Origin of the sequence: Methanobrevibacter sp. (genome assembly GCF_017410345.1) — an archaeon.
In the GTDB taxonomy this organism is placed as follows: domain Archaea; phylum Methanobacteriota; class Methanobacteria; order Methanobacteriales; family Methanobacteriaceae; genus Methanobrevibacter.
Map to the genome: position 1 here is coordinate 20,864 of NZ_JAFQQZ010000022.1, position 15,929 is coordinate 36,792.

General features: G+C 33.6%; 11 protein-coding genes. 5 read left to right on the top strand and 6 right to left on the bottom strand.

What is annotated here, in order from left to right; translation table 11 throughout:
• Positions 1 to 39 precede the first annotated feature (39 nt).
• From IJE13_RS02915 to IJE13_RS02925, 3 genes are read left to right on the top strand one after another with little or no spacing between them, the layout of a single operon-like run.
• Positions 40 to 1,110 (top strand): N-acetylneuraminate synthase family protein, encoded by a 1,071-nt coding sequence (locus tag IJE13_RS02915; RefSeq protein WP_292776854.1) that lies wholly within the window; start codon positions 40 to 42, stop codon positions 1,108 to 1,110.
• A gap of 29 nt (positions 1,111 to 1,139) precedes the next feature.
• Entirely contained in the window at positions 1,140 to 2,693 is a 1,554-nt protein-coding gene (locus tag IJE13_RS02920) for a sialyltransferase (protein WP_292776856.1), read from the top strand.
• Positions 2,694 to 2,738: 45 nt separating this feature from the next.
• Positions 2,739 to 4,181 carry a flippase gene (locus tag IJE13_RS02925; RefSeq protein ID WP_292776858.1) on the top strand — a complete coding sequence of 481 codons (1,443 nt, stop codon included), beginning with the start codon at positions 2,739 to 2,741 and terminating at the stop codon, positions 4,179 to 4,181.
• A 124-nt stretch (positions 4,182 to 4,305) separates the two neighbouring features.
• On the opposite strand, the gene IJE13_RS02930 is transcribed toward IJE13_RS02925, so the two are convergent.
• The 6 genes from IJE13_RS02930 to IJE13_RS02955 form a co-directional block, all read right to left on the bottom strand.
• Positions 4,306 to 4,812 (bottom strand): acyltransferase, encoded by a 507-nt coding sequence (locus tag IJE13_RS02930; RefSeq protein ID WP_292776862.1) that lies wholly within the window; start codon positions 4,810 to 4,812, stop codon positions 4,306 to 4,308.
• Between the two features lie 90 nt (positions 4,813 to 4,902).
• Positions 4,903 to 6,837, bottom strand: a complete 1,935-nt coding sequence (locus IJE13_RS02935; protein WP_292776864.1) for a hypothetical protein — start codon at positions 6,835 to 6,837, stop codon at positions 4,903 to 4,905.
• 183 nt (positions 6,838 to 7,020) lie between these two features.
• The gene (locus IJE13_RS02940) at positions 7,021 to 8,208 is read right to left on the bottom strand and encodes a glycosyltransferase (RefSeq protein WP_292776866.1); all 1,188 of its coding nucleotides are present in this window, start codon (positions 8,206 to 8,208) and stop codon (positions 7,021 to 7,023) included.
• Between the two features lie 82 nt (positions 8,209 to 8,290).
• A complete protein-coding gene (locus IJE13_RS02945; RefSeq protein WP_292776868.1) occupies positions 8,291 to 10,003 on the bottom strand; it encodes a glycosyltransferase family 39 protein in 1,713 nt (570 codons plus the stop codon).
• Between the two features lie 74 nt (positions 10,004 to 10,077).
• Entirely contained in the window at positions 10,078 to 10,959 is an 882-nt protein-coding gene (locus tag IJE13_RS02950) for a UbiA family prenyltransferase (protein WP_292776870.1), read from the bottom strand.
• Positions 10,960 to 11,093: 134 nt separating this feature from the next.
• Positions 11,094 to 12,434 carry a glycosyl transferase GT4 family protein gene (locus IJE13_RS02955; protein WP_292776872.1) on the bottom strand — a complete coding sequence of 447 codons (1,341 nt, stop codon included), beginning with the start codon at positions 12,432 to 12,434 and terminating at the stop codon, positions 11,094 to 11,096.
• A gap of 248 nt (positions 12,435 to 12,682) precedes the next feature.
• On the opposite strand from IJE13_RS02955, the gene IJE13_RS02960 reads away from it, so the two are divergent.
• Entirely contained in the window at positions 12,683 to 13,777 is a 1,095-nt protein-coding gene (locus IJE13_RS02960; RefSeq protein ID WP_292776874.1) for an inositol-3-phosphate synthase, read from the top strand.
• Between the two features lie 324 nt (positions 13,778 to 14,101).
• Positions 14,102 to 15,829 (top strand): sodium-extruding oxaloacetate decarboxylase subunit alpha, encoded by a 1,728-nt coding sequence (gene oadA / locus IJE13_RS02965; protein WP_292776876.1) that lies wholly within the window; start codon positions 14,102 to 14,104, stop codon positions 15,827 to 15,829.
• The last annotated feature ends 100 nt before the right edge of the window (positions 15,830 to 15,929 follow it).

The following is a 15,929-nucleotide window of genomic DNA, read 5'->3' on the forward strand; positions in this document are numbered from 1 at the left end:
ATTTGAATCGATTAGAATGGAATCAAAAAAGGTGAAAATATGAGCATATTCAATGAAGAGCCATTTTTAATAGCTGAAATTGGGGTAAACTACTACGATATTGCCAAAAAGGAAAGCATAAGCAATATGGATGCGGCTAAATTAATGGTGAAGGAAGCAAAGGATGCAGGTTGCAATGCAGTTAAATTCCAATCTTATAAGGCAGATACAATAGCTTCTAAAAACTCTCCAGCATATTGGGATACAAATGAGGAGCCAACCCAATCACAATACGAATTATTCAAGAAATTCGATTCCTTTGGAGAGGAAGAATACAGGGAAATAGCCGATTACTGCAACGAAATTGGAATCATGTTCCTATCAACACCTTTTGATTTCGACTCCATTGACTATTTGGATGAATTCATGGATGTCTATAAGATATCCTCATCAGATCTCACAAACATTCCTTTCATCAAAAGAATAGCTGAAAAGGGAAAAGACATTATCATTTCAACAGGGGCTTCAAATCTTGATGAGATAAGATTTGCCATTGAAACCATCGAGAAGACCAATGAAAAATACACCAATGGAGAAGCGGGAATAGGAATCATGCACTGTGTTCTTTCCTATCCGACAGACAATGCTGATGCAAACCTATTGATGATCAAGAACCTTAAAGACCTATACCCTAACTATGAGATAGGCTACTCAGACCATACAAAGCCTGATGAAAATATGCTCATTCTGACAACCGCTTATCTTTATGGGGCAAGCATCCTTGAAAAGCATTACACATTGGATAAAACACTTCAAGGAAATGATCACTATCATGGAATGGATCCTGATGACATTAGAAAATTCAAAAAGAACATCGATCTTATCAAAACAATCAACGGACAATATGATAAGGTCCCCCTACCGTGTGAAGGAGAATCAAGAAAACAAGCTAGACGTTCCATTATTGCAAAAGAAGAAATAAAAGAAGGAAGTGAAATTACAGAAGATATGCTCACATATAAAAGGCCAGGAACTGGAATTTCACCAAGTGAGATAGCAAATGTGATTGGCAAAAAAGCTAAAATAAATATTGCGGAAGATGAATTGCTTAAATATGAATATCTAGAATAGAAGAGCTAAAAATTTATAAAGGAATTCTTATGACTTTTACAGTAAAGGAAATTTGCCAGAACATTTGGAATCTCGAAGAGAAATATGAGTTGAATCATAAGGAGATTCAGGATTGCTATCCTTGGCAATTGATTAGAATGTATTTATATTACGAAATCACCAGAAAGACAAATGTCTTTGAATCTGCCCAACAGTCCAGTCTTTCTCTATTCGATAAGATAAACTCATTCCTGCCTTTTCTCAAAAACAGCATTCTATCAAATCCTTTAAGCGGAAATGAAAATCTTGATGCTCTGATATTCGACCATCCTAGAAAAGTCATATTCCAAGATGAATATCAGGACATTTACAGCTATTTCCTAAAAGATGTATTGAACGAAAATGGAAAAACATTTGAAACCATCGAATCCCCTTATCTGAATCAGCATTTTAGAAACAGTAATAACATTAAGGAAAATCATGTCAAATTCAACGACAGGATTCTTTTAGGTTCATTTATCCATAAAACAAGAAATAGGGGAAAATTGGCTTTTACAGAAGAAGAAAAGCAATTAATCAATAATGTAAAACAAGAGCTTGAAACTATTTTTAAAATTGAAATAGACTTATTTAGAATCATGGAAGATCACATTCTAAATTTCCAATATGATTACAAGAAGTATATTGAACTTCTCCAAAAGAGAAATCCGAAATGTGTTTTCCTTGTTGTGGCTTATGAGAACAAGGCATTGCTTGCAGCCTGTAAGAAAATGAATGTTGAAATCATAGAACTTCAGCATGGAACCATCAGCCCATACCATTTAGGATACAGTTACCCTGAAAATACGATGAAATCCAATGGTGAAATCAAGGAAATCGAATACTTCCCAGATAAGATACTGAGTTTTGGGGATTATTGGAATAATGCATGTCCATTCCCAATAGCTGAAGATAAGATTATCTCAATGGGTTTCCCATATTTTGAAGAGAATTCAAAAACTTTTATGAAAATGGCTGAAAATAAGAATAAAGAAAATAATGAAGAGAATCATGCAAATGAAAATAAACATATCTTGTTTATTTCACAAGGGGTCATTGGAAAATACTTATCCGAATTGGCTTATGAGACCGCTAAAAAAATCAATACTGAAAATAAAGATCAAAATAATGAACAGAATAATAATCAAAATAATAATTATCAATTCATTTATAAATTACATCCTGGAGAATATGGAACTTGGATGGAAAACTACGAATACCTAAACAAAGCGATAATTGAATTCGATAATTTCAAGGTAATTGATGAAAGCCGACCTCCATTATACGAATTGTTTGCAAAAAGCAATTATCAAATAGGTGCCTTTTCTACAGCAATATACGAAGGACTTGCCTTTAACTGCAAAACATTCATCATAGATGTTCCTGGAGTGGAATATTTAGATGATCTGATTGAAAAGAATATTGTAAAAAAAGTTAAAAATAGTGAAGAACTAATAGATTATATTATAAAAGATGAGAATAATGAAATAGAATTTAAGGAGTATAATAAGGATTATTTCTTTAAAAACTTTGATAAAACTATTTTTAATGATATTTTAAAATAATCATACTCATTTTATAATAACAAAAAACAAACGATAAGTGATTAAATGAGCGAATATGTGCGATTTATACAAAGGATAGGCTTGGTGGGACTCACAAACATCCTGATTTCTCTAAGTAGCCTAATCTTTATTCCAATCATTACAAAGTCATTCACCACAGCGGAATACGGTATGTGGGCGCAGGTAAACACCACAATCGCACTTGTTCCGAACATTGCTAATCTTGGTCTTCCATACACAATGGTAAGATTCCTCTCCGCTGAAAAGGATAAGGAAAAGATCAAGGACTCCTTCTATCCGATGATCAGCCTAACATTCATTTCCACATTAATCATTTGCCTATTGTTCCTGATCTTTGGAAATACAATTGCAAATACATTATTCAATGGAAGCATGCAGGTATTGTACATTACAACCATAATTTCATTCTTTGCCTGTATGAACCTTATGCTCATAAGCTTCTTCAGAACATTCCAGCAAATGAAAAGATACTCATTATTCCTGGTTCTTCAAAGCTATATCGGAGTATTCGTAAGCATTTATCTCACATATGCAGGATATGACATTGAAACTGTAGTGCTTGGTCTTTTGACAGGTTATGTTTCAGTATTCATCATGATGGCATTCCTGATTGTAAAATATCTTGGAATAGGAATAGGAAAATGGTCAAACTTAAGGGAACAGCTTGCTTTTGCTCTTCCAACAATTCCAAGCAATGTATCCAGTTGGGTTGTTGATTCAAGCGACAAGTATGTAATCGGAATCCTTATAGGATCCGTTGCAGTGGGATGCTATTCACCAGGATATGCTTTAGGAAGCATATTGCTTATGTTCCTTTCACCTTTTGCAGTTCTCCTTCCGGCAGTCCTGCCTGAACATTATGAAAAGGGGGATATGGCCGAAGTGGACAAGTACCTTAGCTATTCCATGAAATATTACTTGCTCCTGACAATACCTGCAGCTGTAGGAATGAGTGTGCTTTCAAAGCCATTGCTATACATTATCACAACTCCAGAGATAGCTCTTGGAGGATATATGGTAACTCCTTTCGTTTGTCTTGGAGCAATATTCATGGGAATGTATGGAATTACAAACAATATTCTCATTTTGGAAAAGAACACAATGATTCTTGGTAAGTTATGGATTGTAGTGGCCATTTCAAATATAGTCTTGAATCTATTGCTCATACCTTACTTGAACATTCTTGGAGCTGCAATTGCCACACTTCTTTGCTACATTTTGGCATTTGCTGTAACAGCAATTGCAAGCAAGAAGACCATGAGATTGCCATTCAATATAAAAGAGCTTTCAAAGATTCTTATTGCATCAGCGATTATGGGAATAGTTGTATATATTATGCATCCGATTGGATTAATTAGTGTCTTGATATCCATAGCCGTTGGAGTAATTGTATACTTTGCAATCATCTTCATTTTAAAAGCAGTGACAATGAAAGAAATTGCAATCTTTAAAGATTTGCTTCATTAAATTATAGCTAGAATTAATTTAATTGAATGAAATTTTTTTGTGAAAAATCAGTATTGTGTTAATGTGGAAAATAGATAAAAAATAGATAATAAAAAATAATTTTTGCACAAAGAAAAAATTTTATCTAATGAAACTTTCCTTCCTTTTTCAATTCCTCATAATGATCCTTATCCCTTGAAGAAAAGACTTGAGCAGGATGCCCTCCGGCAATTGCATATTTTGGAATGTCCTTGACTACAACACTTCCTGCCTGAATAATGGCTCCTTCACCAATAGTGACTCCTGGAAGTATGATCACACGATTTCCCAACCATACGTTATCCTCAATGACAACATCTTTTGAGATGACAGTATCATCATAAGGAATGGCCTCACCTTCATAATTATGGCTGTCGGTTATTATCATGCATTCGATTCCACTGTGAAAGTTATCACCAATAATTACATTTGCAGTTCCTTGAATTTTCATGCCATTGAAATTCACATTGTTTCCAAGGCTTGTCTTTGGAGTGATATAGGAATAAGCATTAACGGTTAAATCATTTCCACATGATGAAGATACCCTTTTCACTCTAAAGGTATAATATTTTCTTTTAATTGCCTTAAAAACATTAAGAATTTTAGAAATCATTTAATCACCATATGAAAATTAATAAAAATTTTTAATTAAATTAAAAAAATGAAAAAATTAAGATAAATAAAAAAAGAAAAAATTAAATTATTATACTGTAGAACAGTCTGCAGAATAATAAGATAATAATCTTGCTATTTTAGCAACAGTCAATTCATCAATTCTTTTTTGACCACGAATCATTCTATTGAACAATTCATCTATAAACAAGTCTTCATTGGTAAGAATTACATTCAAGATAGCCAAGTCATCATTGACAAAACCGATAAGAGGTTCAATGTAAATTCCGCTGAATCCTTTATTGTCCAAGAAAATGGCCAAGTCTTCATTCAACTCTAAAGCCTTGCGTTTGATTTGACTGTTATCTACAAAATGAATCTCTTCATTTCCAAATTCGAATCTTGTCTGATCATCTTTCTTATCTGTTTGAAGCTCTAAGGTATTTTTCTTATCCATATAGTTTTGGATTGATGCAGAATCGTTAAGCATAGCATCTGTTTCACTGTCAGATTTTACTTTGTTTCTGTAATCTTTAGGATCATATCTTTTTGAAAGAATAGTATACACTCCAGTAGGTCCAACAACCACATGGTTGATGATATCCTTTGATTGCGGTGGTTGAACTGCATAGAATACATAGAAATCATTTGGAAGAGCAAGCAATCTTTCACGAATGATTCTTCCACGAGTGATATAATTATTGAAAGCATATTTCTTATAGATTCCGAAACATAAAATGAGAACACCTATGGCAACACCCACCAATGCATACCATATTTGACTGATGAAGTAGTAATAAGCAGCAGAAACAACTAAAACAAATGCCCCTATCAACATATAAACATCAGCATAAGTTTTCTTAGGTTCATATGTCCTGTTCTGGGCTTTCATCAATTCAACAGTCTCTTGGGTGACCAATGCATCATCTTCACTTGCAGTCAAGTTTCGGCTTTTAACGCTTTCTCCACCTTTTTTAATCAAGCGTTTTACAGAATTTTCCTTGAAATACTCCTTATCCATATCTCTAATGAAATCATCTTTCATAATGTCGGATAAGGCAGTGTAATACTTATAGCGTGCAAGCTTATATGCTTCATATTCTTCAGGACTGTCAAAGACCATTTCATTCTGAACTCTTGCAAATAGCTTTTGGTCTTCCTCTGACAATTCCTGTCTAGCTAAAGAGACTGGAGATTCAGGCATTTCATCCTCTGGAATATCTGTAACTTCAACTAGCCTGATTTCTTCTCCCTCATATTCCTCTTCAGGATATGCAAAACCAGACTCTATATCTCTTGAAGTTTCCATATACCTTTGTTCGGCATGAATAGGAATAATCTCATCGGTGTCTCCAAGTGAAGAGTCATATATTGAACCATAGGAAATCATTTCCTCTTCTTCATAAGATTCCAAGGTATCAGGCAAGATTTCAGTTTCATAATAATAGTCTTCTTCGGAATAGTCCTCATACTGAAGACCTTGTTCCGCATGTATAGGAATGATCTCATCAACTTCAGAATCATCATATTGTGCATTCAATTCAGCATGGATAGGAATGATCTCATCTTCACTGGAATCCATATAGTATGAATCATCTGCAAAATTAGCTTCGGCATGAATAGGAATGATCTCATCTACACCATCATCAAAAGCAGCTTCATTTTCAGTGAGTGGGGTTTCTGTGAGTGGGTTGTCTATAAAATTAGTTGAAGTAATGGTTTCGCTTGATGCAGAGTCCATATTGGAAACATAATCTAATGATCCTCCACAGCTGTTACATTCGAATTCGTTTATATTGTCGCTTTCACTTAATTGATATTTCAATCCGCAATTTGTACAGTATACAAGTACCAAATCAGAAGATTCCTGCGAATTAGAATCAGAGGAAACTTTTTCTTCATCATTTAAGAAGTTGTCTAATTCCTCCAGATTTCCAGAACAAACAGAACATTCAAATGCATTAATATCATCTTCATCATCAAGCTGATATTTTGCACCGCAGTTCTGACAAACTACCACTTTCATCTTATCCCTACTCAATATGATTGGCAATTAAAATTCAGTCAAAATTTCAATGAAAAAATCAATGAAATTTGGAAAAAATTTATAAATTGCACTATTAAATTAATACTAATATATAATATATAATTTATTAGATTTAAACATTATGCATTTATCTAATTAAAATAAAAAAAGAAGTCAAAAAAATTAGAGAAATTTCCTATAAATTTCTAAAATCTGATTGTTTATAATGTCCCAATTATATTTTTCCACGACAAGTTTTTTCCCGTTTTCACCAAAGGTTCTGGACAGATTTTTATCAAATAATACAGCTTGAATGGCTTCCCTTAAGGAGTCCTTATCATCATCACATGCAAGGCCTACATTTCCATCAACCCAATCATGAATATGATTGTTTTTTGTCAACACCAATGGCTTGGAACATGCCATTGCCTCAAGACCGCTTGTTGTAAATGATTCATATCTTGAAGGCATGACAAATAGGTCACAATCTACTAAAGCTTCCTGTTTTTCTTCATTATACAATGGACCTGTTATAATAACTTTTTCTTCTAGGGAATAGTCTTTAATCTTTTCTTCCAATCTGGACAGATAACCGTCATCAGGACCAACAATAGCTAATTTAATCTTTTCATCTTTAGCATCATCCCTTAAACCATTTATTAAATCATTGAATGAATCCATCAATAAATCAAGCCCCTTGATTTCATGGATTCTGCCTACAAAAAGAATCAGCTTTTCATCATCTTCAATATTGAATTTGGATCTGAATCTACCGAAAGCGGGGAGATCTTCGTATTCTACCAAGTTTATTCCAAGAGGAACAATTTCAATTCTTTCCTCCTCGACACCCATTTTCAAATACTGTTCCTTTTCCACTTCAGTAAGGGCAAATACGCAAGAGGCATTGTGAAGAATCCTAAATCCGAATACCTTATCAAAAAGGTTTTTCAAACCTTCCTTCTGGAAAAATGGAAGAACAGAACCATGAGCCTGCACAATATAAGGGATATTGTTTTTCCTTGCAAAATGGCTTGCGAAAATGGCTAAGGTCTGCCTATGTTCATGGATATGCACTATTTCATAGTTTTTAATGTCCTTTCTAATCTTAAATGGAGCGCTTAATGGTGTATCAAGCATAGTGGCAAGCTTAAATCTATTGGACAGGTTTTTAAAATAATCAACCTTTATTCCATCCACATCCACATCATAGCGGCCATCTGGGAATTTTAATCTTTCCTTACATGAGTCTGAAGTGATAACTTTGACATCATTATCCATGCTTTCCTTCAAAGCAATCTGATAGCTTGCATTGACTACACCTCCTGCAGAAAGACAAGGATAAAAGAAATGTGCAACATGTAAAATTTTCATAAAATTCACCTTTTTAATATTGAATCATGATTGAATTGTTTTTAAAATATTATTTTTAGAAATTGTTTTTTATAAATCTACTTTAATTCCTCTCATACAAATATAAACCTTCTTTTTGATATATCATTGTATAATTTTCCAGATTAAACTTATCATCAGAAATATAATAAGTGATATTGCTTGACTCCAGATAATCCAATTGGTCATCTGTCAATGGGATTGTATACATCTTTAAAAACCAATTATAAGACCTTTGATTGAATACTGCAATATCCTTTGAAGCATAAGCCGGATCATAATCCTCTATATAATCTGCAATCACCTTATTCTTACTGAAATCTTCATCATAATGAACTGTATGGGTGAATGTGAATGCTGAAAAAATACAGAATACAATTAAAACAATCGGAATTAGGTTTAAGAGATTCTGTTTCTTAAACTTAAGGAATTTGAACTTTCCACACCAATCTAAAATCTCATTAAGGGCAAAAATTACAAAATAAATGAAAGCCGGAAATACTGTAATTATGTATCTGTTTACCTTAATGTTCAAGAATGTGAAGAATAGGAAGTAAACCAAAAACCATGAGAGCATCAGGATATTGAATGAATAAATCTCTCTGTCAATGCCTATTTTCTTGAAAAATGAAAACAATATAACAAAATCAGCCAATAATATGGTGATTGTAATGATTGAATTGATTCTAAAGCTTAAAATTGAAATGACAAGAAGTGCAATAAATAAGATTCCTACAATATTTTTGTATTTGGAATCCTCATCTCTCTTGGCATTGAACAACTTATATGCAAACAGTAGAATGCCGATTGCAAATAGCCCAATCAGCAAATAGGACATTAAACTGGAACCGTTTAAAACAGGTATGACTCCGTCAAAGCTTACATTGTCTGCAAATAGGAAATTTGGGAAATCATGAAGATAAAAGAATGTGTCAGTTGTGTAGGCATTATCTATCACTTCACCTTTAGAACCTGATGCAAATGTTGAACTTTGAGTTAAGAATGATAAATGAGAGCCATATGCCAAAATGGAAGCTGAGAATAAAACCACTAGGACAAATGCTATTGCACAGCCCTTTAGGATATTCCTGAATTCCTCGCTTTTTATGTAAGACTTGACCTTTATTGCAAAATCCTCTCTATTCCTGAAGAATAAATCCAAATTGCTAAAGAAATCATGGAAAGAGAGATAATACAATAATATTAAAGGCAATAGGAACAATGCAGTGTAACGTGTGAAAACAGCTAAAACAAAGAATGGAATGGCTATCATATAATATTTTGAATCCCTATCAATTGCAAGAACTGTGAAAATGATTGACCATATTGATAATGCAACTGCAGGGACATCCAGTGTTCCATTAGCCCACCAGAGCAAACAAAGGGAAAGGCTTCCAAAAAGAAATGCACCGCAAAGACTCAATAGGGAACTGAACCTATTCTTGAGAAGAACATAGATGCCAAAATTGGCAATAATGCAGAAAATTCCGGTTACCAAGTAAAGGGACATTTCAGATAAAAATCCCAATTTAAACAGAATGGCTGTCAGAATACAAACAACAGGGGATAAATACAAATATAGAATGCTTGAAGGATAACCTGCAAAAACAAGTGAATTGGACAAATAAATGAAAACATCCGAACAGTATATTCCAAGAGATTGATTGAAAATCATCATATTATAGGTAATGAGAATGCTAAAGACTGTTAAAATCAATAAATAAAAAAAATCATTCCTAGAGATATTCAAATCATCTAAAATATTTTTAAAAATCATTTTAACACTCCATTACTCTTATTTCAATCAGTTAAGTGCGGTTATAAACCAAATTTACTATTTAAAAAAATTTGTTATAAGAAATTAAAAATATTTGCAATATTGAAAGATCCCACTACAAATGCTACAAAACTGATTAGCATAGCAATCTTAAGATTTTTAGAAACCTTTGCACAGATTTCCTCACTTGGATTTAATTTTAAGGTGTATGCACTATATAGGAAAATGATGATAGGCACTATCATTATCACCATATACCAAACATTGAAAATTTTGAGAATATAAAGAATAGGGCACATCAAGGTTGTTACAACTATTAATATTATTGAAATGATTGAAGGGATTTTCTTTCCATAAAGAATCGGGAAGGTTCTTGCTCCTTCCTTTTTGTCTCCTTCTATGTCTTCCATATCCTTCACTATTTCACGGGCTAAAGTCATGAATAGTGCAAACAGTCCTAAATATATTGAAATGAACAAGATCTTCAATGAGCTTGTAGCGCAAGCTATGACAACACCTGCTATGACAAAGCAGAACCCTGTCAATGTAGCTACAGTAATGTTTCCAACCAATGGCATGGCCTTGAAGTTTCTTGCATACAAATACATTATGATTACTGCGGGAATGACAATAACGGAAGGCCAAATGGAATTTACCAAATAGCTGTCAATGAGACTTAAGACAACACCAATTCCAAAGAGGACATAAGCATAATTCCTTGCATTTTCAAGGCTGATTCTTCCAGATGGAATCGGACGATTCGGCTTGTTGATTTCATCAATCTTTACATCAAAAACATCGTTGATGGTATTCCCAGCACCTGTGCATACAAAAACAATCAATGCGCAGATGATAATAGGCAAGGCATAATAATGCCCGACGAATGCCATCAAGATTACAGCAATAGCCGCCATGACCGCATTTCCTGGACGAATTATTTCTAAATAAGCATTCATTTAATCCCTCAGTAATTTTTATTATATTATGATTGCAATCTATTGATATACAATATATCAGTTTAAAAGTATAAATTTATTTATTATTTTTTAGGATTTGAAATTTAATTTATATAAAATAAAAATTAAGATTATTAATTCAATTCATTCAATAAATCAGCGAATTTTTTAGCCATATTTTCCATGGAATAATCTTCAATATTAATGTCTGCATTCAATTCGACTTTTCCCTTTTCAATGAATTCATCATACAATTTCAATAATGCTTCCTTAGTTGAATCCAAACTTGAGACATGATATCCGACCTTGGTTTCCTCAATCAGATCCTTTAGGGAACCTTCCTTATAGCCTATTGACAATACAGGTTTCCTTAATGCAAAATATTCATAGACCTTTCCTGGAATGAACATCTTTTCCTTCTCATCATCCCAAGAAATCAATAGCAACACATCACTTTCCAACTGTTTTTTCAGTACCTCTTCATGAGATATTTTGCCCCCTATATTAAGAATATCCATTAGACCATAACGATTGGCTATTTCTTCTAAATTAGTGCTGTCCCCATAAAATTCTATGGAAATCCTAGAGGAGTCCAATTTATTCTTATCCTCCAATTGACGAATGGCTTCAAATAAATGGCTTGGGTCTCTTTTGCCACCATACAAAGATCCGGCATAAATGAATTTCAGTTTATCTGAAAAGTCTGATGATGCATCATCATTCAAATCATCTTCTCCAGTCTCAACAACTGAATCTAAAAATTTTAAATCATCTTCATCATAACCTGATAAAATTGGGACTATCCTATTGTTTGGATGTAAAGTGGCCAATGTCTTGGCAGCCAAATCTGTTGTAGTTGTCAAAACATCCACATTCTCAAATGTCTTCAATTCCAATTTCCTTTCAAAATAGGTTCTTATATGAGTATGTGAAACATAAGGATTCAAATTCCAAAGGTCTCTCAAATCCGCTATCCAAGGAATATCATATTTCTCATTCAGCCCCTTTGCAATTCTATGGCAAGTAATTGGCCAGGAAGAGCTTATGATTGCATCAATTTCCTCATCTTCAATGATTTTGGAAGCCTCCTTAAATGCAGATTCATACCAATATTTCATCCCATCAGGATATGCAAACACTTCACCTGCAATTGAGATGGATTTTGAGACAATAGGGTTGGAGAATGATGTGGAATCTTTTAATTTGTCCCCATCATTAGAACTAGTTGACTTAGAATCATTAGATTTTGAATTTTTAAGTTTATTGGAAAAATGAGAAAACATATCTTCATATTCGGTGAAAACGATTCTGCAATTTAAATCATCATTCTCTTTAGGAATGAAACCTAAATCCGGAACAATTACAATAGGCTCCCATCCAAATTGAGGCAAATGTTTTGCTAATGCCCTTAAGCGCTTAGAAGCAATTTCATTTACCTGATTGAAATAAAATGCTATTAGAATAACCTTTTTCATTTAACCACCGAATGAGAATATCTTTCTAATTTCAAAAAATCAACAATCTAAAAACCCATATATAAACATTTCGATTTAAAAAGATTTATATAAACTAATAAAAATATATTATAATAATACAGATTTATATTTATTCAATAATGCTTATAAAAATTGTTGAAAAATACAAATTAATTATGTATAACATTAATTATTCAATGTAAAAAAAAAAAATAAAAATTATTCTTATAAAATTACTGGTGACAAATATGAGTAAAATTAAAATTGCTGTAGTAGGAATTGGAAACTGTGCAAGCTCACTTATACAAGGAATTTATTATTATCAAGATAAAAATCCTGAAGATGCAATCGGCCTTATGCACTGGAAAATCGGTGACTGGGATCCAACAGACATTGAAGTGGTTGCTGCTTTTGATATTGATGCAAGAAAAGTTGGGAAAACTGTTGATGAAGCTATTTTCGCAAAACCAAACTGTACCACAATATTCCAAGCAGATATTCCAAAAAGCGATGTTGTTGTTCAAATGGGACCTGTCCTTGATGGTGTAAGTGAACATATGGCTGAATTCGAGGAAGACTATACCTTTGTAGTGGCTGATGAAGAACCTGTAGATGTCGTTGAAGTATTGAAGGAAAGCGGCGCAGAAATATTACTCAGTTATTTGCCAGTAGGTTCTGAAGAAGCAGCAAGATTCTATGCACAATGTGCATTGGATGCAGAAATTGCTTATATTAATTGTATGCCAGTATTTATTGTAAGTGACCCAGAGTGGGATGCAAAGTTCAGAGAAAAAGGACTTCCTGCTGTTGGTGACGATATCAAAGCGCAAATCGGTGCTACCATTACCCACAGAACCTTAAGTAACTTATTTAAGGAAAGAGGTGTTAAATTAGTTCACACTTACCAAATCAACACCGGTGGAAATACCGATTTCTTGAACATGCTTAACAGAAAACGTTTAGACTCTAAAAAAGAATCAAAAACCGAAGCTGTTCAATCAGTGCTTGCAGAAAGAATGGATCCTCATGACATCCACATTGGCCCAAGTGATTACGTACCATGGCAAAAGGACAACAAGATCTGTTTCTTGAGAATGGAAGGTAAGACCTTTGGTGACGTGCCAATGGAAATCGAACTCAGATTAAGCGTTGAAGATTCACCAAACTCTGCAGGATGTGTGATTGACGCTATCCGTTGCTGTAAATTAGGTTTGGAAAGAGGAATTGGCGGACAATTGACTTCAATTTCATCCTATGTAATGAAACACCCTCCAATCCAATTTACTGATGATGAAGCTGCAGCAAATGTTGAAGCATTCATCAATGGAGAATTAGAACGTTAAGAATTATTTCTTAACTTTTTACTTTTTTTTAAATCTTTTTACTTTTTTAACTTTTTACTGATTTTTTTGAATTTTAACTTTTTTTATCTCTTACAAAACCTAATTTTTATTTCTAACTACTTCTAACTATCTGACTATGGAAAGATAAAAAAATAGATAAGTATTATTAGTAGTTATAACAATAAATAATAATATAATGTAAAATAATCGTATGTGATTTGGAAAATTATAGATCAATGAATTTATAATTAAGGAAAATCATCAAAAATATGATTTGGAAATTAAATTAATCATAATATTTAAAAATTCTAGTGAGGTGTAAAGATGAAAGTAAAAATAACTGAAACCGCATTCAGAGATGCTCACCAATCCCTTTTGGCAACCAGAATGAGAACAAGAGATATGGTTCCTATTATTGAAGAGATGGATAAAGTCGGATATCATGCTATCGAAGCATGGGGTGGAGCTACCTTTGATACTTGTATAAGATTTTTAAACGAAGACCCATGGGAAAGATTAAGAATATTAAAGGAAAACTTTACTGAAACTCCACTGCAAATGCTCCTAAGAGGTCAAAACTTACTCGGATACAAACATTATGCTGATGACATTGTAACCAACTTTGTAGAAAAATCCTATGAAAACGGTATTGACATCTTCAGGATTTTTGATGCAATGAACGATATAAGAAACATGCAACAGTCAATTAAAGTGGCTAAAGAGCAAGGGGCTCATGTTCAAGGAACTATCAGTTACACCATCAGCCCAGTTCATACCATTGACAAATTCGTGGAATTTGCAAAAGAGCTTGAAGCATTGGAATGTGATTCAATAGCTATCAAGGACATGGCCGGTTTAATTACCCCTGCTGTTGTATTCGAATTGGTTACAAGATTAAAAGAAGAAACTGACTTATTGGTCAATTTACACTCACATTGTACCAGTGGTATGACTCCAATCAGTTATTATGCTGCATGTCAAGCAGGTGTTGACATCTTAGACACCGCTATTTCTCCTATCGCTTGGGGTACTTCACAGCCTCCAACAGAAAGTATTGTAGCATCCTTGCAAGGCACTGAATTTGACACTGGTCTTGACTTAAAAGCATTGAACCAAATCAAAAAATACTTTGAAGGACTCAGAGAACAATACGAAGGATACATTGATCCAATCAGTGAAAGAATCGATACTGATGTGTTGATGTACCAAATCCCTGGTGGAATGCTTTCAAACTTAATTTCACAATTAAAACAGCAAAACGCATTGGATAGATACCAAGATGTATTGGAAGAAATGCCTCGTGTAAGAAAGGATATGGGATACCCTCCACTTGTAACTCCAACCAGTCAAATCGTTGGTATTCAAGCTGTAATGAACGTCATTAACGGAGAAAGATACAAAATCGTTTCCAACGAGGTCAAAGAATACATGAAAGGTAACTATGGACGTGCTCCAGCACCAATCAATCAGGAAATCGCCAAGAAGATCATCGGCGATGAAGAACCTATTACCTGCAGACCTGCAGATTTGATAGAGCCTGAATATGAAAAATGGAAAAAGGAAGGTGAAGAGTTAGGAATCATCAAAAAAGAAGAGGATATCCTCACTCTTGCAATGTTACCTCCAGTTGCTAAACAGTTCCTTAAAGGGGAACTTGAAGAGGAACCATTCCCAGAAGTCCATATTGGCGATGCTGGCGACAACGACCTTGGAGCTATTCCAACCGAATACTCCGTGGAAGTTGATGGAGATATTTTCGATGTAAAGATCATGCCTACCGGATTCATGCAAGTTGATCCAAAAGGATCTGGAAACATTGGTCCTATCCCTGGTGCATTAACTGCATCCATGCAAGGTATGGTGCTTAAGATTAAAGTGAACACTGGAGACAAAGTCCAAAAAGGTACTGTAGTTGCAGTTCTTGAAGCTATGAAAATGGAAAACGATATCTACGCTGAAGAGGAAGGTATTGTGGAACAAATTTTCGTAGAAGAGGGAGATACTGTTAACGCAGGTGACAACTTAATGTTGATCAAACCTTTAGACGAATAATGGTAATTAATTTTACCATTCTTTTTTTATTTTGAGATTGATCTAATATTATTAGATTTCTAATCTCTTTACACCTTATTTAAAATCCATTAAAAAAAAA